This is a genomic window from Streptomyces sp. NPDC097595 (genome assembly GCF_044761525.1).
Taxonomy (GTDB): Bacteria; Actinomycetota; Actinomycetes; order Streptomycetales; family Streptomycetaceae; genus Streptomyces; species Streptomyces drozdowiczii_A.
In genome coordinates this window covers 75,555-96,933 of sequence record NZ_JBIWCN010000004.1, presented here as the reverse complement: position 1 = coordinate 96,933, position 21,379 = coordinate 75,555, and the positions used below count along the sequence as shown (strand labels likewise).

Annotated in this window: 18 protein-coding genes and 1 riboswitch; of the genes, 9 read left to right on the top strand and 9 right to left on the bottom strand. The window is 73.3% G+C overall.

What is annotated here, in order from left to right; genetic code table 11:
- Positions 1–51 precede the first annotated feature (51 nt).
- The 4 genes from guaA (at position 52) to ACIQZN_RS07535 (ending at position 4,778) form a co-directional block, all read left to right on the top strand.
- Positions 52–1,638: a glutamine-hydrolyzing GMP synthase gene (gene guaA, locus ACIQZN_RS07550; RefSeq protein WP_266532009.1), complete on the top strand. Its 1,587-nt coding sequence runs from the start codon at positions 52–54 to the stop codon at positions 1,636–1,638.
- A 299-nt stretch (positions 1,639–1,937) separates the two neighbouring features.
- Positions 1,938–2,693 (top strand): SAM-dependent methyltransferase, encoded by a 756-nt coding sequence (locus tag ACIQZN_RS07545; RefSeq protein WP_403989323.1) that lies wholly within the window; start codon positions 1,938–1,940, stop codon positions 2,691–2,693.
- Between the two features lie 146 nt (positions 2,694–2,839).
- Positions 2,840–4,105 (top strand): hypothetical protein, encoded by a 1,266-nt coding sequence (locus ACIQZN_RS07540; RefSeq protein ID WP_403989321.1) that lies wholly within the window; start codon positions 2,840–2,842, stop codon positions 4,103–4,105.
- A 151-nt stretch (positions 4,106–4,256) separates the two neighbouring features.
- Positions 4,257–4,778 carry a DoxX family protein gene (locus ACIQZN_RS07535; protein ID WP_403989319.1) on the top strand — a complete coding sequence of 174 codons (522 nt, stop codon included), beginning with the start codon at positions 4,257–4,259 and terminating at the stop codon, positions 4,776–4,778.
- Here ACIQZN_RS07535 and ACIQZN_RS07530 read toward each other — a convergent pair.
- Both ACIQZN_RS07530 and ACIQZN_RS07525 read right to left on the bottom strand, forming a co-directional pair.
- Positions 4,685–4,948, bottom strand: coding sequence for a hypothetical protein (locus ACIQZN_RS07530; protein ID WP_403989317.1), 264 nt, complete (start codon positions 4,946–4,948; stop codon positions 4,685–4,687). The two genes, ACIQZN_RS07535 and ACIQZN_RS07530, sit on opposite strands and share 94 nt — an antisense overlap.
- Positions 4,935–6,251 (bottom strand): PspC domain-containing protein, encoded by a 1,317-nt coding sequence (locus ACIQZN_RS07525; protein ID WP_403989315.1) that lies wholly within the window; start codon positions 6,249–6,251, stop codon positions 4,935–4,937. Before ACIQZN_RS07525 ends, ACIQZN_RS07530 begins: the two co-directional genes overlap by 14 nt.
- A 175-nt stretch (positions 6,252–6,426) precedes the next feature.
- Between ACIQZN_RS07525 and ACIQZN_RS07520 the strand changes: the two genes are divergently transcribed.
- Together ACIQZN_RS07520 and ACIQZN_RS07515 are read left to right on the top strand one after the other, a co-directional pair.
- On the top strand, positions 6,427–7,725 hold the full coding sequence (locus tag ACIQZN_RS07520; RefSeq protein ID WP_403989313.1) for a PspC domain-containing protein: 1,299 nt from the start codon (positions 6,427–6,429) through the stop codon (positions 7,723–7,725).
- Positions 7,709–8,413: a response regulator transcription factor gene (locus ACIQZN_RS07515; RefSeq protein WP_018101140.1), complete on the top strand. Its 705-nt coding sequence runs from the start codon at positions 7,709–7,711 to the stop codon at positions 8,411–8,413. The genes ACIQZN_RS07520 and ACIQZN_RS07515 overlap by 17 nt, the downstream gene beginning before the upstream one ends.
- 13 nt (positions 8,414–8,426) lie before the next feature.
- Here ACIQZN_RS07515 and ACIQZN_RS07510 read toward each other — a convergent pair whose 3' ends face one another.
- Both ACIQZN_RS07510 and ACIQZN_RS07505 read right to left on the bottom strand, forming a co-directional pair.
- The gene (locus tag ACIQZN_RS07510; protein WP_403989311.1) at positions 8,427–9,188 is read right to left on the bottom strand and encodes a GNAT family N-acetyltransferase; all 762 of its coding nucleotides are present in this window, start codon (positions 9,186–9,188) and stop codon (positions 8,427–8,429) included.
- A 42-nt stretch (positions 9,189–9,230) separates the two neighbouring features.
- Complete coding sequence (locus ACIQZN_RS07505) at positions 9,231–10,277, bottom strand: NlpC/P60 family protein (RefSeq protein ID WP_403989309.1); 1,047 nt, start codon at positions 10,275–10,277, stop codon at positions 9,231–9,233.
- A 309-nt stretch (positions 10,278–10,586) separates the two neighbouring features.
- Between ACIQZN_RS07505 and ACIQZN_RS07500 the strand changes: the two genes are divergently transcribed.
- Positions 10,587–10,940, top strand: coding sequence for a hypothetical protein (locus tag ACIQZN_RS07500; RefSeq protein ID WP_073964366.1), 354 nt, complete (start codon positions 10,587–10,589; stop codon positions 10,938–10,940).
- Between the two features lie 50 nt (positions 10,941–10,990).
- Here ACIQZN_RS07500 and ACIQZN_RS07495 read toward each other — a convergent pair whose 3' ends face one another.
- A complete protein-coding gene (locus tag ACIQZN_RS07495; RefSeq protein ID WP_403989307.1) occupies positions 10,991–12,139 on the bottom strand; it encodes an NlpC/P60 family protein in 1,149 nt (382 codons plus the stop codon).
- Positions 12,138–12,288, bottom strand: a riboswitch (cyclic di-AMP (ydaO/yuaA leader). (Overlaps the previous gene by 2 nt.)
- A gap of 161 nt (positions 12,289–12,449) precedes the next feature.
- On the opposite strand from ACIQZN_RS07495, the gene pcrA reads away from it, so the two are divergent.
- A complete protein-coding gene (pcrA, locus tag ACIQZN_RS07490; protein WP_403989305.1) occupies positions 12,450–14,888 on the top strand; it encodes a DNA helicase PcrA in 2,439 nt (812 codons plus the stop codon).
- A gap of 57 nt (positions 14,889–14,945) precedes the next feature.
- Here pcrA and ACIQZN_RS07485 read toward each other — a convergent pair whose 3' ends face one another.
- Entirely contained in the window at positions 14,946–16,376 is a 1,431-nt protein-coding gene (locus ACIQZN_RS07485) for a M23 family metallopeptidase (RefSeq protein WP_403989303.1), read from the bottom strand.
- A gap of 199 nt (positions 16,377–16,575) precedes the next feature.
- Positions 16,576–17,436 (bottom strand): esterase/lipase family protein, encoded by an 861-nt coding sequence (locus ACIQZN_RS07480; RefSeq protein WP_403989301.1) that lies wholly within the window; start codon positions 17,434–17,436, stop codon positions 16,576–16,578.
- A 327-nt stretch (positions 17,437–17,763) separates the two neighbouring features.
- Between ACIQZN_RS07480 and ACIQZN_RS07475 the strand changes: the two genes are divergently transcribed.
- Complete coding sequence (locus ACIQZN_RS07475; protein ID WP_403989299.1) at positions 17,764–18,171, top strand: cobalamin B12-binding domain-containing protein; 408 nt, start codon at positions 17,764–17,766, stop codon at positions 18,169–18,171.
- Positions 18,172–18,285: 114 nt separating this feature from the next.
- Here ACIQZN_RS07475 and ACIQZN_RS07470 read toward each other — a convergent pair whose 3' ends face one another.
- Together ACIQZN_RS07470 and ACIQZN_RS07465 are read right to left on the bottom strand one after the other, a co-directional pair.
- Complete coding sequence (locus tag ACIQZN_RS07470) at positions 18,286–19,935, bottom strand: DUF5691 domain-containing protein (protein WP_403989297.1); 1,650 nt, start codon at positions 19,933–19,935, stop codon at positions 18,286–18,288.
- 29 nt (positions 19,936–19,964) lie between these two features.
- The gene (locus ACIQZN_RS07465) at positions 19,965–21,356 is read right to left on the bottom strand and encodes an SWIM zinc finger family protein (protein WP_403989295.1); all 1,392 of its coding nucleotides are present in this window, start codon (positions 21,354–21,356) and stop codon (positions 19,965–19,967) included.
- Positions 21,357–21,379 lie beyond the last annotated feature (23 nt).

Sequence of the window (21,379 nt, the reverse complement as noted above, 5' to 3'; positions counted from 1 at the left end):
CCGCCGGTAGAATTGGAGGACCGACCCCTCTCCACCGCCGGAAGGCCGCCCGTGCCAGCAGCACCCCCCGCCGCCCCCGACACCACCACCGACGTGGTCCTGGTAGTCGACTTCGGCGCGCAGTACGCCCAGCTCATCGCCCGCCGCGTCCGTGAGGCCCGGGTCTACAGCGAGATCGTGCCGTCCACGATGCCGGTGGCCGAGATGCTGGCCAAGAACCCCCGCGCGATCATCCTCTCCGGCGGCCCCTCCTCCGTCTACGCCGAGGGCGCGCCCTCGCTGGACCGCGCGCTCTTCGAGGCCGGGGTCCCCGTCTTCGGCATGTGCTACGGCTTCCAGCTGATGGCGACCACGCTCGGCGGCACCGTCGACGACAACGGCGCCCGCGAGTACGGCCGCACCCCACTGACCGTCTCCAAGTCCGGCTCCACCCTCTTCGAGGGCACCCCGGACGAGCAGTCGGTGTGGATGTCGCACGGCGACGCCTGCTCCGCCGCCCCCGAGGGCTTCACCGTCACCGCGTCCACGGACGTCGTCCCGGTCGCCGCCTTCGAGAACGACGAGAAGAAGCTCTACGGCGTCCAGTACCACCCCGAGGTCATGCACTCCACGCACGGCCAGCAGGTCCTGGAGCACTTCCTGTACCGGGGCGCGGGCATCGAGCCCACCTGGACCACGGGCAACGTGATCGAGGAGCAGGTCGCCGCGATCCGCGCCCAGGTCGGCGACAAGCGCGCCATCTGCGGCCTGTCCGGCGGGGTGGACTCCGCCGTCGCCGCCGCCCTCGTCCAGAAGGCCATCGGCTCCCAGCTCACCTGCGTGTACGTCGACCACGGCCTGATGCGCCAGGGCGAGACCGAGCAGGTCGAGAAGGACTTCGTCGCCGCGACCGGCGCCAAGCTCAAGGTGGTCGACGCCGAGAAGCGCTTCCTGGACGCCCTGGCCGGCGTGTCCGACCCGGAGCAGAAGCGGAAGATCATCGGCCGCGAGTTCATCCGCGTCTTCGAGCAGGCCCAGCTGGAGATCCTCCAGGAGGACGGCCCCGAGGTCGCCTTCCTCGTCCAGGGCACGCTCTACCCGGACGTCGTGGAGTCCGGCGGCGGCACCGGCACCGCCAACATCAAGTCCCACCACAACGTGGGCGGCCTCCCCGAGGACATCGAGTTCGAGCTCGTCGAGCCGCTGCGCCAGCTGTTCAAGGACGAGGTCCGGATGGTCGGCCAGGAGCTCGGCCTGCCGGACGAGATCGTCCAGCGCCAGCCCTTCCCCGGCCCCGGCCTCGGCATCCGCATCGTCGGCGAGGTCACCAAGGACCGCCTCGACCTGCTCCGCGAGGCCGACGCGATCGCCCGCGAGGAGCTGACCGCGGCCGGCCTGGACCGCGACATCTGGCAGTGCCCGGTGGTCCTGCTCGCGGACGTCCGCAGCGTCGGCGTCCAGGGCGACGGCCGCACCTACGGCCACCCGATCGTGCTGCGCCCGGTCTCCTCCGAGGACGCCATGACCGCCGACTGGTCCCGCCTCCCGTACGAGACCCTGGCGAAGATCTCCACCCGCATCACGAACGAGGTCGCCGACGTCAACCGCGTGGTGCTCGACGTGACGAGCAAGCCGCCGGGGACGATCGAGTGGGAGTGACCCTCCCCGCACGCCCCTGACGATGCCGCCGCCCGGCGAACCGGGCGGCGGCATCCGTTTTCAGCCCCTCAGCCCCACCAAGCCCCTCCGGCGTTTGAGGAGCGGGGTCCGGGGCGGAGCCCCGAAACCCACCCCGGCGCGAAACCAAGCCCCTCCGGCGCTTGAGGAGCGGGGTCCGGGGCGGAGCCCCGGTTTCGGGAAGGGGCGGGTAGGGGAACAGGCCCGCCGCTGGCGCACCGCACCCGCAGGCGCCGAAAACGCATGGCGGCCCCCAGCCCCCCATGACAGGCTCCGCCCCCATGTCCACCGAAAAGATCCGCACCCTGATGTCCGCCGCCCACAACCCCCACCTGACCTGGAACACCCCCCTTTCCCACGACCACGCCACCCAACTGATCACCGCCTGCGCCCCCACCCCCCACGCCCGCATCGCGGACCTCGGCAGCGGCTGGGGCGAGCTCCTGATGCGCCTCGTGGAGTCCGCCCCCGGCAGCACCGGCGACGCCGTGGAGACCGACCCGGAGGCCATCGCCCGCGGCCGCGCACTCGCGGCAGAACGCGGCCTCGCAGAACGCGTACGGTTCCACGAGACCCCCGCCGCCGAGTGGCCCGAGCGGGGATACGACCTCGCCGTGTCCATCGGCGCCTCGCACGCCTGGCAAGGCGGCACCCCCGAGGCCCTGGCCGCACTGCGGGCGTCCGTACGCCCCGGCGGCCGGGTCCTCTTCGGCGAGGGCTTCTGGGAGCGGGAGCCCGACGACGCGGCGCTCGCCGGCCTCGGCGCCGAGCCCGGCGACTTCGGCTCGCTGCTCGACCTGATCCGGCAGGCCGAGGCGGCGGGCCTGCGCGCGCTCCAGGTGACCGCCGCCGACCAGCGCGAATGGGACCTCTTCGAGTCGCACGCCAACATCGGCCGGGGCGAGCGCTGGGCCCTGGCCCACCCCGAACACCCCCTGCACGACGGGGTCGTCGCCGCCGTGGACGAGCGGCGCACCGGCTACTACGGCGGCTACCGGGGCACGTTCGGCCTGGCCTACCTCGTGCTCAGCGCCTGAGCGGGTATCGAACACGCTGACGAAGGTGCCCCTCCGGTGCGCCCCGATGCGGCACCCCTCCGCCCCGTACGGCACAATTCGCAGCGTTCACAGACGAGTTGACCCGCCGACGGCGGCAACAGGGGCGGGAAAGGGCGGCGTTCTCCGTGGCGTTGGACGAGGCACGACAGGGCGCGCACGGCGGCGGCTGCACCTGCGGGGACTGCCCGCACGGGGCGCGCCAGGGACACCGGCGCGCGGTGGCCGCCTTCCTGGCCAAGCGCGACGGGTTCGCCGCCGGACAGGGGCTGCCCGCCGGGGTCGCCCAGTCGGCGTCCGCGACCCGGCAGTGGGTCTCCGACGAGCTGACCGAGTCCGCGCGCGAGGTGGCCGACCGGGGCCGCGAGGCCGGGGACGCCTGGCTCTACCGGGTGTGGCAGCGCACCCTGGTCGTCGTCTGGGGCGGCCTCGCCGTCCTCGCCCTCGCCGAGGCCGCCACCGCGATCGGGGCCGGCTGGACCCATGCCCGTACCGCCGGACTCGTCGCCGGACTGGTCACCGCCGCACTGCTGACCGCCGCCGCCCATGTCCACCGGGCCCGGGGCGGCCTCCTCGCCCCGCTGATCGGCGAGGACAACCGGCTCTCCACCTCCCGGGCGGTCGCCGCGTCCTGGGTGCTGCTCGCCGTGTTCTCCGTGCTCGTCCTCGCCCTGGAACTGGCCGCCGCCTCCGGCCACACCCGGCGCGACGAGCTGATCGACGGCCTGGACCTGGCGCGCGGCGCCGGGATCGTGACGGTGCTCGCGCTGGTGTGCGCCGTGGCGGTGGCCGTGCGCCGGGTGGTGAGCGTACGGGTGCTGTCCGGGCGGCTCCAGAAGCTGCGCGCCGACCGGCCGCGCGCGGCGGACCTGCTCACCGACGACTCGGGGCGCGGCGGCTTCACGGACGTGCAGTACGTGCTGGTGTCCACGGTCGCCGTGGTGTTCGCCGCCGTCCGCCTCGCCCGCCGGCCCGAGCAACTGCCCGACCTGCCGTGGGGCCTCGCCCTCCTGGTGGCCGTCTCGGCGGCCGTCTACTTCACCGGGAAGTTCGGCGAGGGCGGCCGGCCCGTCGTGCTCTCGGTCGTCCGGGCCCGCGAGGCGGGCGACCTGGACGCGCCGATCCGGACCGGCGACGACATCGAGATCCGGGGCGCGGGATTCGTGCCGCCCGGCGCGGGGGCCCCGGACCGGCTGGCCCGGGTCGTGGTGCGGATCGGGACCGTGCACGTCCATGTCCCGCTGGTGCCGGTCCCCGGCGGCTTCGCGAACCCCTCCGACACGCTGCTGACCGTGCCGGTGCCGGTCGAGGTGGAGCCGGGCGTGGTCGAGGTGCAGGTGGTGACCGCCGCCGGCACGGAGACCGCCCCGGTCGCCATCGACGTCACGGACTGACCCGCTCCCCGCGAACCCACTCCCCGCCAACCCGGACCGCGCTGAACGCTTTCGCCGCGTTCGTACGTAAGGTCGGGTGACGGGCCGTACGGTCCGGTGGCCGCGACCGGGCGGCCGCAGCGACGGCACGGCCGCGGAAGGCGGGAGCAGCATGTACGGGTACGGCGGTAACGGGCGGGGGCTGGGACGGGTCCAGGGCGAGGGCAGCAGCCTGCGGGACCTGGCGCGGGAGCACGCGCTGCTGCCGCTGCGGATCTTCCTCGGCGTCACCTTCGTGTACGCGGGGCTCGACAAGCTCACCGACAGCGCGTTCTTCCACGCCTCCGGCCCCGGGTCGATCGGCGAGCAGATGCACGCCGTCCGCGACTCCGCCGCGATCCCCGGCCTGGTCGACCTGGCCCTGAACAGCCCGGCCGGCTTCGGCTACGCGATCGCGATCGGCGAGCTGGCCGTCGGCATCGGCACCCTCCTCGGCCTGTGGACGAGGATCGCCGCGCTCGGCGGCGCCCTCATCTCGCTGAGCCTGTGGCTCACCGTCAGCTGGCAGGTCTCCCCGTACTACCTCGGCAACGACCTGATCTACCTCATGGCGTGGCTGCCGCTGCTGCTGGGCGGGGCCGCGTCGCTCTCGGTGGACGCGCTCCTCCCGGCGCGCCGACGCCGGATGCGATAGCCGATCCACGTCACCCACGCGGCCGTCCACAGCCCGCCGCTGAACAGCGCGATGAAGAACTGCGGCGGGGCGTCCCAGGCGCCCGCCGCGTCCGCCGCGTATCCGGCGGCCAGGGCCAGCATCACCAGACCGGTGACGGCGCGCCCCGGCCGGAACTCATGACGCGGCACGGTTGACCTCCACCTGTCCGTAGTCCACTTCCAGATCCAGGTCGACCGTGCCGCCCGGGGTGCTGCCCTCGGCCGGTGACAGCGTCTTGCGCTGGTCCTGCGTGGCGCGGATGTCCAGATCGCCCTTGTGCCGCCCGTCCACCACCACGAGCGCCCCGAACCGAGTCCGGGCGTGCACCCGGACGGTGACCTCCGGCGGCACGTGCACCAGGACCCGGCCCGCCCGGGCCGCCACCCGGGTCCGCACGGTCTCGCCCTTGGGCACGGTGACCCGGGTCAGGTCCAGCTCGGCCTGGCCCGAGCCGATCGCGTACAACGGCTGGACGGCGGCGACGGACGCCGGGCGCCACTCCTCGCGCACCCAGTGCGTGCTGATGTCCTTGGGCAGCGAGGCGGCGCCCACCAGCAGCCCGGACGTGATCATCGCCAGCAGCAGCGTGCCGAACCCGGTCCGCCCGACGAACGCGCTGACCAGCATCGCCAGGCCGAAGACCCCGAGCGCGGCGGCGAGCCCGACCTCCAGGCTGGTGCCCAGCGGCTGCGACCCCCAGGTCAGCCCCGTACCGAGACCGCCCGCGAGCAGCGCGCCGAGGAACGCGAGGCCGGCGATGGACCGCGGCCCCCGCACCTCCCGCGACCGGGGCGGCGGCGGGCGGAACGGCGCGTCGGGCGTCGCCCCGCGCGGCTCCCGCTCCCCGCCGACCACCGTGTCCGGCGGCCCCCACAGATAGCCCAGGGCCACCGGCCCCGTCGTGCCGTCCTTGACGATCGGGTCGCGCCACCAGGAGGGGCCGGACGGGGTCGGCGGCGCCTTCACCTCGGGCGGTGCCTCCGAGGCGGCCTGCGCGGCCGCCTGGTGCAGCGGGTCCTCCGGACCGGCCTTCTTGCGCGCCTGCGTCCACATGGAGAAGCCGAGGACGGCGACCGACAGCATCGCGGAGAACGCCAGCGTGCCGCCGTTCCCCAGCATCGACAGGAACAGACCGCAGCCGATCAGCGCGCACAGCACAGCGCTCAGCGACGCCAGCTCGACCCGCCCCGACAGCAGCCGCCGCGCCTCGTTCTCGTCCTCGCCCTCCGCCGGGATCAGCAGCCAGGCGAAGCCGTAGAAGATCAGCCCGAAGCCGCCGGTCACCGACAGCACTCCGAGCACGATCCGGAAGATCACCGGATCGACGTCGCAGTACCGGCCCAGCCCGCCGCACACCCCGGCCACCACCTTGTGCCGCGGGCTGCGGTGCAGGCGCGGAGCGGGGTCCGGGGGAGGTGCGGCGCCGGGCGGCGCGTCCTGGGGAACGGTCATGGCTCCATGGTGACGGCCCACGCGCCCCACCGGCACCCGCCCCGACCCTGGCCGGTCCCTGATATCGGCCCGCCCGCCTCTCAGGGATGCCGGGCCGTGCGCTCCGGGCGTCTCAGGGTCGAACCGGGGGCCGACCCTGATGCCCTCACCCGTACGCGCATGTGACGATCGGACCATGCCCGCCGCCACCACCCGAGCCGCAAGCTCCCACGCCCCCGACCCGGAGGAGCCCCCGCCGCGCAAGCTGTACCGCAGCGCGGACGGCCGGCTCCTCGGCGGAGTGGCGCGCGGGCTCGCCGGACACCTCGGACTCCCGGTCGCCTGGCTCCGGTTCGTCTTCCTCGGCCTGTTCTTCGCGGACGGCCTCGGGGCGCTGCTGTACGCGGTGTTCTGGATCGTGGTCCCGCTCGGCGTCGGCGGTGTGGACGGACCCCGGTCCGTCTTCGAGACCGCCCCCGACGGCACCCGCCGCCTCCGCAAACCCGACAAGGGCCAGCTCTTCGCCCTCATCGCGCTGCTCGTCGGCGCCTTCATCTTCGTCGGCAACGTCGACATGGGCAGCAAGGCCGACCGCTACATCTGGCCCAGCCTCCTCATCGGCGCCGGCTCCGTCCTGGTCTGGCGCCAGGCCGACAACGCCCGCCGCGCCCGCTGGATGGAGGTCGGCCGCCGCCGCCGCGTCCTGCAACTGGCCCGCGCCCTGGCCGGAGTCGCCCTCGTCGGCCTGGGGCTCGCCGTCTTCATGGTCGTACGCGGCTCCGCCGCCCAGCTCGGCAACGTCATCACCGCCGCCATCGCCGTGCTCACCGGCATCGCCCTCCTCGCCGGCCCCTACCTCGTCCGCATGACCCAGGACCTCTCCGAGGAACGCCTCATGCGCATCCGGGCCCAGGAGCGCGCCGAGGTCGCCGCCCACGTCCACGACTCCGTGCTGCACACCCTCACCCTGATCCAGCGCAACGCCGACGACGCCGGCGAGGTCCGCCGGCTCGCCCGCGCCCAGGAACGCGAGCTGCGCAACTGGCTGTACAACCCCGAGGGCACCGGCAAGGACGAGGACGACGAGCCCGAGACCCTGGCCGAGGCCGTCAAACGGGCCGCCGCCGAGGTCGAGGACAAGCACGGCGTCCCGCTGGAGGTCGTCGTCGTCGGCGACTGCCCGCTGGACGAGAAGCTGTCCGCGCAGATGCAGGCCGCACGCGAGGCGATGGTCAACGCCGCCAAGTACGGTGGCGAGGGCGGCGCCGTCCAGGTCTACGCGGAGGTCGAGGGCCGCACGGTCTTCGTCTCCGTACGCGACCGGGGCCCGGGATTCGACCTGGACTCCGTACCGGGGGACAGAATGGGCGTACGAGAATCGATCATCGGCCGGATGCAGCGCAACGGCGGCACGGCCCGGCTGCGTTCGGTGCCCGGCGGGGGCACCGAGGTCGAGCTTGAGATGGAGAGGACGAGCGATGAACGGGACCAGTGAGGCGACCGGGGGCCAGGAGAACCCGGAGCGCCGGGTACGAGTCGTGCTCGTCGACGACCACCGGATGTTCCGCACCGGCGTACAGGCCGAGATCGGCCGCACCGAGGAGACCGGCGTCGAGGTCGTCGGCGAGGCGGCCGACGTCGACCAGGCGGTCACCGTCATCACGGCGACCCGCCCCGAGGTCGTCCTCCTCGACGTCCACCTCCCCGGTGGCGGCGGCGTCGAGGTGCTGCGCCGCTGCGCGCCCCTGATGGGCGCCGCCGAGAACCCGGTGCGCTTCCTCGCGCTGTCCGTGTCGGACGCCGCCGAGGACGTCATCGGCGTCATCCGGGGCGGCGCCCGGGGGTACGTCACCAAGACGATCACCGGCACCGACCTGGTCGACTCGGTCTTCCGCGTCCAGGACGGCGACGCCGTCTTCTCGCCCCGCCTGGCCGGCTTCGTCCTCGACGCCTTCGCGTCCACGGACGCGCCCCCGGTCGACGAGGACCTGGACCGGCTGACCCAGCGCGAGCGCGAGGTCCTGCGCCTGATCGCCCGGGGCTACGCGTACAAGGAGATCGCCAAGCAGCTGTTCATCTCGGTGAAGACGGTCGAGTCCCACGTCTCGGCGGTGCTCCGCAAGCTCCAGCTCTCCAACCGCCACGAACTGACCCGCTGGGCGACGGCGCGACGGCTGGTCTAGGGGCTTCTTCGGATCAGGCCGGGTCCAGCGAGATGTTCAGCTTCTCGCCGATCCTGCGGTAGCCGATGGAGACGTAGATCCGCTCCACATCGGCGTCGCCCGGCTCCAGCCACACCACCCGGCAGCCCCGCGCGAACGCGGTGCGGGTCAGGTGGGCGGAGAGCGCGGCGCCGATGCCCCGGCGGCGGAAGTCCGCGCCGACCGCCAGGCCCGCCAGCTCACTGAGCCCGTCCACCGGGACCGAGCAGCCGCCCGCGCCCGCCGGTACGCCGCCGACCGTCGCGAGCGCGGCGACCCCGCCGCCGGCCACCGCGTTGCGCAGCCACTCGACCGTGCCGTCCTCGGGCTCGCCCTCCCCGCCGTAGCCCAGGTGCTGGACGAGCGCGGCGGCGGCGAACTCCGCGTCGGAGGCGGGCTCGGCCATGACCAGGTCCGCGACCGGCTTCGGCTCCACCAGGTCGCCGGGGGCGCAGGCGAGGATCGGGGCGCGGTTCTCGACGGTGAACCCGGCGGCGAGCAGCGCCGGTTCGACGGCGGGCGCCCAGCCGGGCAGGAACTCCAGGCGGGGCATCCGGTCCCGCTCGCGGAACGCCGCTATGAGCGCGTCGAGTTCATCGGGGGTGGGCTCGGCGCCCTGGTCCGGGATCGCGTAGTTGGCGTACTTCAGCGACCAGTTCGGGTTGTAGCGGATCACGAAGGGTCCGACGCGGACATGGTCCGGGGAGCGCAGCGTGAGCGTACGGGCATGGGTCTGGACGTCGGCGTCCATCGGCATGTGCGGGTGTCCTTCGGGCCGTTGGGGTCAAGAGGCCGGAGCCTATGCCACCCGGGTCGCCCCCGCGAAGGGCATTTCGTCGATGGGCGCGATCCGGACCGGGGCCCCGGGGCGCGGCGCGTGGATCATCCGGCCGTTCCCGATGTACAGGCCGACATGGCTGACGCCCGAGTAGAAGAACACCAGGTCCCCGGGGGCCAGCTGGGAGCGCGGCACCCGCTGCCCGGCGTTGATCTGGGTGTACGTGGTCCGGGGCAGCGACACCCCGGCGGCGCGCCAGGCGGCCTGGGTGAGCCCGGAACAGTCGAAGGAGTTCGGCCCGGTCGCGCCCCACACGTACGGCTTGCCCAGGGCGTTGTAGGCGAAGGCGACCGCCTGGGCGGCGCGGGCGTTGGGCGCGGCGACGGCGGAGCGCGGGGTGCCGCGGTCGGCGTGGCCGGCCCCGCGCCCGTCCTCGGAGGCGTCGTAGGAGGCGCGCTCGGCCGGGGTGAGGCGGGCGAGCAGGCGGCGGGCTTCGGCCAGCTTGGCGCGGACGGTCGCCCGGTGCTCCTTCAGGGCGGCCTGCCGGGAGGCCAGCTCGGTGAGCCTGCCGGCCGCCTCGGCGCGTACCTGGGCGATCTCCGCGACCTGGCGGCGCACCGAGCGCACCTCGGTGGCCCGGCGCTCACCGGCCTGCTCCGCGTAGGTGGCGCGGCGCAGGTACTGGTCCGGGTCGGAGGAGAGCGCCAGCTGCACGGAGGGGTCGATCCCGCCGGACCGGTACTGCGCGGCGGCGTACGCGCCGAGCACGTCGCGGGCGGTGTTGAGGCGGGCGGTCCTGCGGGCGGCCTCGTCGCGCAGGGCGTCGACCGACTTGGCGGCGGCGGTCGCCTCGGACTTCGCGCCGTTGTACTTCTCGGTGGCGACCTCCGCCTCCCGGTACAGCCGGTCCACCTGGGCCTTGACCTGCTTCGCGGTGGGCGCGGGGTCCGCGTGCGCGGCTCCGGGCAGCACGGCGGCCGTCGCGGCTCCGGCGACGGCGAGGGTCGCCGCGGTGCGGGCCGCGGAGGCGGTGGTGAGGCGCTGCCTGGGTTTGCGATGCGCTGCCACGGGGGCGGGCGTCCTTCCGTGCGACGGCCCGACGGGGTGTACCGGCGGGATGCTCCGGTGGCCGGCGAGGACGGTCCCTGGTCCACGGCCACCGGGAAGGGACGCTAATCCGAGGTCACGGAAAGGTGTCGTTATGGCGGTTATTGCCCGCTCTTGGCGTGGCATTGTCGCCGGATGACCGCTCTTGAAGCCCGGGTGACCAGGAGAAGGGCGACAGAATCAGGCAAAAAGTGCATTCATCATTCAAGCGACCCGTAGGCCCCACCCTGCCCGGAGCGGTCCGGGGAGCGGGTTCTAGGGTGCGGAACCATGCGCGTACTCATCGATTTCGTCGTCGCCCTGCACATCATCGGCATCGCCGCCCTGCTCGGCGGCTTCCTCGGCCAGATGAAGGCGATGAAGGCCGGCACCGCCCGGTTCGTCCCCGGGATGCTGCACGGTGCGCTGACCATGCTCGTCACCGGTGTCGCCCTGGTCGGCCTGGACCAGGCCGACGACCACCCCGTGAACAACGTCAAGATCGGGATCAAGCTGCTGTTCCTGGTCGTGATCCTGGGGCTCGTCTACATCAAGAGGGACGAGGAGAAGGTCGAGAAGGGGGCCTTCGCGGCGGTCGGCGCGCTGACCCTGGCGAACATCTTCATCGCCACGCTCTGGACCTGAGCCGCGCCAAGCGGGAGGGCCGGTCCGCGCGGACCGGCCCTCTTCCCCGGTCAGGCCGGGCGCACACTCCCGTAGATCGGCATGTAGTAGATCGACTCCTCGCGCACGTTCGCCCCGGGCTTCGGCGCGTGGATCATCATCCCGTCGCCCTTGTAGATCCCGACGTGGCTGATGTCGTCGTAGAAGAAGACCAGGTCACCGGGTTGCAGATCGGCCGTCGCGATCCGCGTCCCGACGTTCACCTGGTCCCAGGTGGTACGCGGGATGTCGACGCCCGCCGCCTTCCAGGCCGCCTGCGTCAGTCCTGAGCAGTCGTACGAGGAGGGGCCGGTCGCCCCCCAGACGTACGGCTTGCCGAGCTGGGCGCGGGCGAACGCGAGGACCTTCTCCGCCTTCGTGGAGGCGCTGCTCCCGGAGCCGGTGTCCGAGCCGGAACCCGTCTCCGTACCGCCGCCGCCCGACTCCTTGGCCTTCTGCTCGGCTTCCTTCCGGGCGGCGGCCTGCTTCTTCGCCAGCTCGGCGGCCTTCCGCTCGGCCTCCGCCTCCTTCTTGCGCTCCAGCTCCGCCAGACGCGCCTTCTCCTCGGCGGTCAGCTTCGACAGCAGCGTCCGGGCCTCGGTCAGCTTCGTCTGGACGTTCTGCTTGCTGGTGCGCAGATCGGCCTGCGACTCGGTCAGCGTCTCCAGGCTCTCCACGGCCTCGGCCCGCTGCTTGGACACCTTCGCCTGCTGCGTACGGAACTCCGTGACCGCCTGCTGCTGGCGCTCGGCCATCCGGTCCATGAGGTGCGTCTGGTCGAAGAACGACTGAGGGTCGTCGGCCAGGAAGAAGGTCGCGGTCGGCGCGAGGCCGCCGTTGCGGTACTGGGCGGCGGCGTAGTTGCCCAGCGTCCTGCGGGCGTCGTTCACCTTCTCGGTGCGCTTGGCCACGTCGTCCAGGAGCGAGTCGACCTTGGACTTCTGCTGGTCCGTGGCCTCCTTGGCCTGGTTGTACTTCTGGGTCGCGGTGCCGGCCTGCCGGTACAGGTCGTCGACCTTCTTCTGGACTTCCTCGATGCTCGGCTTCGGCGCGGGCGCGGCCATCGCGCTCTGGGAGGACAGCAGGGTCACCGAGGCCAGCGCGGCCGAGGTCAGCCCGACGGCCGGGGCGGTGGAGCGCATCCGGGTGCGCGGTTTGCGATGCGACGCCAAGGCCGGCATCTCCTTCCGTGGACCGCCTACCGGGTTAGCTGTCGGGTTCGGGCGGAACGGAAGGCTGCCCTACGGTCCGGTGGGGAAGGACCGATTCACCCCGGTACTGCGTGTGGGTCCCCGGTTCCGGGCGGGCCCGGATTCGGCGTGGCGGCACGCTCGGCGTAGGTCGCCTCTGGGGGTACGGGCCGTCCGAACGTGCACGCTAGCCAACTGATGGGGCCGCTGTGAAGGTTGGTGTGCGATATGCCCGATACATTTCCGTGACCTTTTCGGAGCGGGACCGGGTGTCAGTGGAGAGCTTTAGACTCGGACAGCGATGAGCAGCCTCTTTGACGACAGTTTCCTGGCCGGCCTCCAGCAGGAGGAGGACGCGCCCCCGCCGCCCCCCGAGGACTCCGCACCCGAAGCGGTGCCGGAGGACCTGTTCGCGGGCGTGTTCGAGGGGCCCCCGCCGCCCCGTGACGCGTACTACCGCGACGGCGCGCACCGCCCGGTCATCGACCCCGAGGCGCTGCTCGACGGGCTGAACACCGAGCAGCGCGCCGCCGTCGTGCACGCCGGGTCGCCCCTGCTCATCGTCGCGGGCGCCGGCTCCGGCAAGACCAGGGTGCTCACCCACCGCATCGCCCACCTGCTGGCCGAGCGGGGCGTCCACCCCGGCCAGATCCTGGCGATCACCTTCACCAACAAGGCCGCCGGCGAGATGAAGGAGCGCGTCGAGCAGCTCGTCGGGCCCCGGGCCAACGCGATGTGGGTCATGACCTTCCACAGCGCCTGCGTCCGCATCCTGCGCCGCGAGTCCAAGAAGCTCGGCTTCACGTCCTCGTTCTCGATCTACGACGCGGCCGACTCCAAGCGGCTCATGGCCCTGGTCTGCCGCGATCTGGAGCTGGACCCGAAGCGGTACCCGCCGAAGTCCTTCACCGCCAAGGTCTCCAACCTCAAGAACGAGCTCATCGACGAGGAGACCTTCGCGGGCCAGGCGGCCGACGGCTTCGAGAAGACGCTCGCCCAGGCGTACGCGATGTACCAGGCCCGGCTGCGCGAGGCCAACGCGCTGGACTTCGACGACATCATCATGACGACGGTCCACCTGCTCCAGGCGTTCCCGGACGTCGCGGAGCACTACCGCCGCCGCTTCCGGCACGTCCTGGTCGACGAGTACCAGGACACCAACCACGCCCAGTACACGCTGGTACGCGAGCTGGTCGGCCCGGCCGGTCCGGAGAACGCCCCCGCCGAGCTGTGCGTCGTGGGTGACGCCGACCAGTCGATCTACGCCTTCCGGGGCGCGACCATCCGCAACATCCTCCAGTTCGAGGAGGACTACCCGGACGCGACGACGATCCTCCTGGAGCAGAACTACCGCTCCACCCAGACGATCCTGTCCGCAGCCAACGCGGTCATCGAGCGCAACGAGAGCCGCCGCCCCAAGAACCTCTGGACCAACGCCGGCACCGGCGCCCGCATCACGGGCTACGTCGCGGACACCGAGCACGACGAGGCCCAGTTCGTCGCCGAGGAGATCGACCGCCTCACCGACGCGGGCGACGCGAAGGCCGGCGACGTCGCCGTCTTCTACCGGACGAACGCGCAGTCCCGTGTCTTCGAGGAGATCTTCATCCGCGTCGGCCTGCCCTACAAGGTCGTCGGCGGCGTCCGCTTCTACGAGCGCAAGGAGGTCCGGGACGTCCTGGCCTACCTGCGGGTCCTCGCCAACCCCGAGGACACCGTCCCGCTCCGCCGCATCCTCAACGTGCCCAAGCGCGGCATCGGCGACCGCGCCGAGGCGATGATCGACGCGCTCTCGCTGCGCGAGAAGATCACCTTCCCGCAGGCGCTGCGCCGCGTGGACGAGGCGTACGGCATGGCCGCCCGCTCCGCCAACGCCGTGAAGCGGTTCAACACGCTGATGGAGGAGCTGCGCACGGTCGTGGAGTCCGGCGCCGGTCCCGCCGTGGTGCTGGAAGCGGTCCTGGAGCGTACGGGTTATCTCGCCGAGCTCCAGGCGTCCACCGACCCCCAGGACGAGACCCGTATCGAGAACCTCCAGGAACTCGCCGCCGTCGCCCTCGAATTCGAGCAGGACCGGGGCGAGGAGGAGGGCGCGGGCACGCTCGCGGAGTTCCTGGAGAAGGTCGCGCTCGTCGCCGACTCCGACCAGATCCCCGACGAGGACACCGACGGCTCCGGCGTCATCACGCTGATGACCCTGCACACCGCGAAGGGCCTCGAATTCCCGGTCGTCTTCCTGACCGGCATGGAGGACGGCGTCTTCCCGCACATGCGGGCGCTCGGCCAGGTCAAGGAGCTGGAGGAGGAGCGCCGCCTCGCCTACGTCGGCATCACCCGCGCCCGCGAGCGGCTCTATCTGACCCGGGCCGCCATGCGCAGCGCCTGGGGCCAGCCCTCGTACAACCCGCCGTCGCGGTTCCTGGAGGAGATCCCGGACCAGCACCTGGAGTGGAAGCGGAAGGGCCCGATGGCCGCCCCGGCGGGCCCCACCTCGGGCATCACCTCATCGCTCTCCGCCTCCCGGGCCCGCTCCGGCCCCTCCGGCTTCGCGACCCGGCGGACCTCGGACAAGCCGACGATCACGCTGGTCGCGGGGGACCGGGTCACGCACGACCAGTTCGGCCTGGGCACGGTGACGGCGGTCGAGGGCGTCGGCGACCAGGCGAAGGCCACGGTCGACTTCGGCGACGACCGCCCCAAGAAGCTGCTCCTGCGGTACGCGCCGGTGCAGAAGCTCTGAGATAAGCGTCACGGCCGGAGCCCCCGAGGCCCCGGCCGTGATGCATATCCCGACGACTCAGGTCGGATTGATCCCGTGGCTGCGCAGCCACGGCAGCGGGTCGATCGCCGCGCCGCCGCCCGGGCGCACCTCGAAGTGCATGTGCGGGCCGGTCGAGTTCCCGGAGCTCCCGGAGTACGCGATGACGTCGCCGGCCTTGACCGGGCCCGAGCGGATACGGGTGCTGCTGAGGTGGCAGTACCAGGTCTCCGTGCCGTCGGCCATGGTCACGATGGCCATGTTGCCGTAGGCGGTGTTGTACTGCGTACGGACCGTGCCGTCGGTCGCCGCCATCACCGGGGTGCCGTACTGGACGGGGAAGTCGATGCCCGTGTGCACGGACATCCAGTTGACGCCCGCCTGCCCGAAGTAGGCGCTCAGCCCGTGCTGCTTGACCGGCATCACGAACTTGGGGCGCAGGGCCTCCTTGCGGGCGGCCTCCTCCTCGCGCTTCTTCTTCTCGGCCGCCTGCCGCTGCTTCAGGTCGATGCGTTCCTGGGTGCGGCTGGCGCGGTCCGCGAAGTTCTCGGCGTCGGCGCTGAGGTTGGCGAGCTGGGTGTCCAGCTCGTTGTTGGCCGCGACGGGCTTGACCGTGCCGGGGTCGGCGGCGGCCATGGTGGTGGTCGCGTCCTTCTTCGTCTCGTCCCCGCCCATGCCGCTCACGGAGGCGGCGGCGATTCCGGCCACGCTCATCACGCAGGCGGAGGGAACGGCGACGGTGAGGAGTGCGGAGCGCTTCGCGGGGGAACGCCTGCGGCTGCGGCCGCCGCGGCGGGGTTCGGCGGGGGCGAGATCGGGGTGCGGCTCGGCGGGCTCGTCCGGCTCGTCGTTGTCGGCTGCGCGGCGGTGGGGCTCGTACGGGTCGTAGTCGTAGGAGTCGTGCCCGTTGTACGACGCGTAGGTCTCGTACGGCTCCGAGGGGGCGGCCTGTTCGGCTTCGTTCGAGGCGGCCGGGCTTTGCACATTTTGCTCTTCGTGCCCGGGCGTGGCGCCGGTGTTCCAGGCGGTGGCGTCGTACACGCCGGTGTCGTACGTCCCCGTGTCGTCCGCCGAGGGCCACGCGGTCGCCGCGGCGGTCCAGGTGGTGGTGTCCCACTGGCCGGAGGCGTAGCCGTCCGTCTGCGGCCAGGCGGTGGTGGTGTCGTACTGCCCGGTGTCGTACGGGGTGGTGTCGTACTGCGGGTGCTGCTGGGCCTGGTAGGCGTGGTGCGCGCCCGTGTCCCACTGGGTGGTGTCGTACGCGCCGCCGTATCCGGTCTCACCGCCGGTATACGGGATGCCGTAGCCCTGCGAGGTGTCGTACGAGGCGTCATGGGCGCCGGCGTAGGCGGTGCCGGTGCCGGGGAGGGAACCGAAGAGCGGGTCCGTCTCGAAGCTGCCCGTCTCGAAGCTGCCTGTGGAGTAGCCGTCGTATCCGGCATACCCGGCGTGGGGGTGCTGGTCGTTCACCAACTTCTCTCTCGCCTCGGCAGCAGAACCAGGTTCCGGGGGCGTGGGGTACCCCGGGAGAACTGGCGGCGACTGTACCCGGCGGTATCCGCCATCGACAATCTTCGACGGCGCCCGGGCGCGCGGGAAAAGGGGCAATCGGCCGTCTTTCGACGGCGCCCGCACAGAGCCTTGGCTCTATGTTCGAAGTTTGTTCGGTTTAGGCGGCGGGGGTCGTGCGGGTGGTTCCGGGGGCGGTCCCGGGCGTGCTCCGGGGAGCCTCTTGGACGGGTTCCGCCTCGTCCAGCGCCTGGCGCACGGCCGCCGCCACGGCCGGGTGCACCGGCAGCGCGAGGTGTCCGATGCCGGTGACGCGTACGTTGACCGCGTCCAGGTCCGGGTGGTCGACGCAGGCCGCGTCGGCGGGAACGATCACCCGGTCGAGTTCGCTCCAGAAGCTGACGAACCGGGTCCGGCAGCCGGGCGCGGGCAGCCGCAACTCCTCGACGGGGGCCGAGCCCCGGCGCATCTGCCGCACGATGGGCAGCGCCCCGGCCAGCGGGGCGACGGCGGTCCCGGAGTGCGGCGTGCCGAGCGTGACGAGGGTGCGCACCCGGTGGTCACCGGCCAGCCGCTGTACGTAATAGCGGGCGATGAGGCCGCCGAGGCTGTGGCCCACGATGTCCACCCGGTGGTGTCCGGTGCGGGCGCAGATCTCCTCGATGTGCCGGTCCAGCAGTTCGGCGGCCGTACGGATGTCGCTGGTCAGCGGGGAGTAGTTGAGCGACTCCAGATGGCGCCAGCCGTGCCGGGCCAGGGAGCGGCGCAGCAGGACGAAGACGGAGCGGTTGTCGATGAAACCGTGAAGAAAGACGACGGGTGGCCGGTCGGTGGGCGCGATGTCCGGGTGATCGGCTGGCTCGGAGCCTTCGTCGTCCGCCGGGGTGCGGCCCGGGTGGCGTTCACCGGCGATCCCGGTCGGATAGAGCAGGGCGTGCCCGGCGAGCACGAAGAGCTCCAGGGCGGTCGCTCTCAGCAGTGCGGTCGGCGGGGCGGGGAACGGCAGGCTGGGGGTCTTCATGGTCGGCCTCCTGCTCCGGACGGGCGCCGCGCCGGCGGAGGCCCGGGCGGAGCGCCGTGTCGGAGGCGGCCCGCGCGGACGGAGGCCCGTACCACCGTGCCGTGCGGCTGACGGCGCGGTGATACGGCGACCCGGTGCGGCTCCCCGGGCGCCCGGCCCCGCACGGCGAAAACCGCCGCGGGGCCCGGGTGGGCGCCCGTGAACAATGTCCCATGTGTGATTTCCCCCTCCCGGCGCACCGCGAAACGGCGGCTTGCGGGATGCTGTGGATAACGTTCGTTCACATCCCCGGCCCTTCAGGCACGGGAGACGCGTGTGGAGGCAGTGATGGGTGTGACCGGTCCGATCCGTGTGGTGGTGGCCAAGCCGGGCCTCGACGGCCATGACCGCGGGGCGAAGGTGATCGCGCGGGCGCTGCGCGACGCGGGTATGGAGGTCATCTACACCGGCCTGCACCAGACGCCCGAGCAGATCGTGGACACGGCGATCCAGGAGGACGCCGACGCGATCGGCCTCTCGATCCTCTCCGGCGCACACAACACGCTCTTCGCCAAGGTGATCGAACTCCTGAAGGACCGCGACGCGGCGGACATCAAGGTCTTCGGCGGCGGCATCATCCCGGAGGCCGACATCGCCCCCCTGAAGGACCAGGGCGTCGCGGAGATCTTCACCCCGGGCGCGACGACGACGGCGATCGTCGACTGGGTCAACGCGAACGTCCGCCAGGCGGCGTAGGGCGCCCCGGGCGCCCGAGGCGCCGGGGTCCGGGGCTGTGGTCCGGTGCGGGCGCCCGGGGCGGCCGGGTACGCGTGCCGCCTCGCGCGAGTGAGCCCCGGGGCGACCCGGGGGTCACCGCATCGGGGCCCCGGACAGCTCGCTGTCCATCGTGGCGCGGAGGCGGAGCGTCGAGACCAGGCGCTGGAACGCCTCCGTCCAGTAGCCGTTCGCGCCGGGGGAGGCGTCCGCGGGTTCGGCGGGGGTCGTGGTCAGGACCTCCAGGCGGGCCGCCTCGGCCGGGTCCAGGCAGCGCTCGGCCAGGCCCATCACACCGCTGAAGCTCCACGGATAGCTGCCCGCGTCCCGCGCGATGTCGAGCGCGTCGACCACGGCCCGGCCGAGCGGCGGCGCCCACGGGACCGGGCACACCCCCAGCAGCTGGAACGCCTCCGACAAACCGTGCGCGGCGACGAAATCCGCCACCCAGACGGCCCGTTCCGCCGGAGGCAGCACCGCCAGCAGCTTCGCCCGCTCGGCGAGCGACGCCGTACCGGGGCCGTTCGACGGGGGCGTCGACGGCGGACCCAGCAGCGCCCGCGCCCACCCGGCATCGCGCTGCCGCACCGCCGCCCGGCACCAGGCCGCGTGCAGCTCCTCGCCCCAGCCGTCCGCCACGGGCAGGCCCACGATCTCCGCCGCGCCGCGCCCGCCGAACCGCGCCGGCCAGACGGAGAGCGGGGTCGCCTCCACCAACTGGCCGAGCCACCAAGACCGTTCGCCCCGGCCGGACGGCGGGAGCGGCACCACCCCGTCACGCTGCATCGCCTCGTCGCACTCGTGCGGCGCCTCCACCGCGACGAACGGCGCGTCGCCGGTGAGCCCCGGGCTCACGCAGGACAGCGCCCGGTCCGCCATCCGCCGGGCCAGCGCCGACCCCGGCAGCGCGGACAGCAACTCGGCCGCCGTCGCCCGGACATTGCGGCTGCGGTCCGCGAGCGCCTGCTCAAGGAACTCCTCGTCGGCGGCGGACAGCCCGGTGCGCAGCGAGTCCACGAACATCAGCCGGTCCTCGGCCCGTTCCGTCTTCCACGTGGTGGCCAGCAGCGCGCGGGCCGCCTCCGGATCATGCGCCCGTACGGCCCCGAGCAACGCGATCCGCTCCGCGAACAGGCCCTCCTCCCACAGCCGTCGCACCGCCTCCGCGTCGTCCGGCGAGGGCAGCAGCGCGCTGCCGGACGCGCCGCGCAGCGCGAACTTCCACTCCGGGTTCAGCCCGGCCAGCCACAGGCCGCGCGGCCCGGCGAACTCCAGGGTCTGCGGGCGCAGATCGGTGCGGGCCCGGGCCGCGTCCAGCAGCGCGGGCAGCGCGGAGTCCGGCGCCCGGTAGCCGTGCACGTTGGCGGTGGCCAGCCACTGCGGGATCAGCTCCGTCAGGTCCGGGGCCGTGCCCCGCCTGCCGCCGGAGCCCGCCGCCCGGTCCGCCAGGAGCTGGGCCAGCCGGCCACGGGCCGCCTCCGGCAGCGGCGGCCGGGGGTCGTCGGGCGCCACGGCGGGGCGCGGGGACGCGGCGGCGGGCAGCAGCCCCGCCCTCCGCCGCACGGTGTGCAGCGCGGCGGCGTCCAGCAGCGCGGCGGCCGTGCCGTCCGGACCGGCGCCGGACGCGCCCTCGGGCGGCCGCCGGTCCGTGCCGAGCAGGGCCGAGGTGACCAGCTCCTCCCACGGCGCGGAGGCCGCCGGCACGGCGGTGGTCGGGGTGGCGGCTGGTGTGGTCGTACGGGACATCGCCCCTCCTCGGGAGCCGGACTACGGGGTCAGATGAGCGTGACGGTCTCGACGGGAGCACCCGTCCCGGCCGCGGGCCACGCCGCCAGCGGGTCGAAGCCCCGGTGGCCGCACTCGCCGAAGACCGTGAGCGGGGCGCCGCCCGAGACCGCGACGAGCTTCCAGAGCGACGGGCGGTTCAGCGCGGCGGGGGTCACGGGCAGGGCCTCGCGGCCCTCCGCGTCCACCAGTTGCCAGCCGTCCGGGGACGGCACCGGTATGACGTCGCGCAGGGTCACCGGCCAGGACTCCGCCCACGGGTCATCGCCCAGGGCCCGCCCGTACGCGGCGATCGCCTCGGAGAGCGTGACACCCGGCGGGGGCGTAACGGCGGGCACGGGCAGTCCGAAGCGTTCGCCCAGCTCGGCCCGGAGCTGTCCGGAGCCCGGATGGGGCGTCAGCTCGGCGTCGATCGTGACGCCCACGGGCAGGGCCTGGGCGGGGGAGCGGCCGGCCGCCCCGAAGGACAGCAGCAGCGCGGTGCGCCCCGATTCCGCCCCGTACAGCCAGATGCGACGGGTGACGATCTTGCCCTCGGGGGTGTCGTACTGGGCGAGGACCAGCCAGCGGTCGCGGACCGGCGGACCCTCCGGGGAGGCCGGCAGCCCCACCCGCGTACGGACCGTGGCCGCCAGCGCGGGCGGCAGCCGGTCGCGGCCCAGCCACGCCGAGTCCAGCAGATGGAGCAGCGCGCACTCCTCCAGGAGCCGCACCGGCCAGCCGGGACCGGACGCCGGGACGGCGCCCAGCTCCCGCACCCGGCCCGCGAGTCCGGGCGCCTGCGCGTCGACCATGCGGGCCGCCGTCTCCTCCCACAGCCCGTACCCCGCCTGCTCGGCCGCCGCCAGACCACCCCGCAGCAGATCGGTCAGCCGCTGCTCCAACTCCCGCGCACCGCCCCCGATCCGCTCGGCGCGCTTCTCCGCCCGCTTGCGCGCGGCCTCCGGATCGGCCGGGCCCGCCGCACCGTCACCCCCGGCTGGCCGCGCCTTCGCCTCCGCCCGGGCGCGGCGGCCGGTCAGCCACTCCCGCGCCCAGTCCGGCGGCGACCCGGCGGACACCGCCGCTTCGTCGGCGGCGCGGAGCAGCAGCAGCCCCAGCGCGTGCTTGCACGGGAACTTCCGGCTGGGGCAACTGCACTTGTACGCGGGGCCGGTGGTGTCGACCACCGTCCGGTACGGCTTGCTCCCACTGCCCTTGCACAGCCCCCACACCGCACCCGTCGCCTCGCACCCGGTCTCCGACCAGGAGCCGGCCGCACCGAGCTTGTTCCCCGCCTTGCGTGAGGCGTCGTCAGGAGCCAGAGCCAGCACCTGCTCCACCGTCCAGCGCGCGGCCGAGGCAGCGTCGGCCAAGGGTTCTCCCCCGTCAGTCAGCAGCATGCCAACGACGTTAGGCGGCCCCA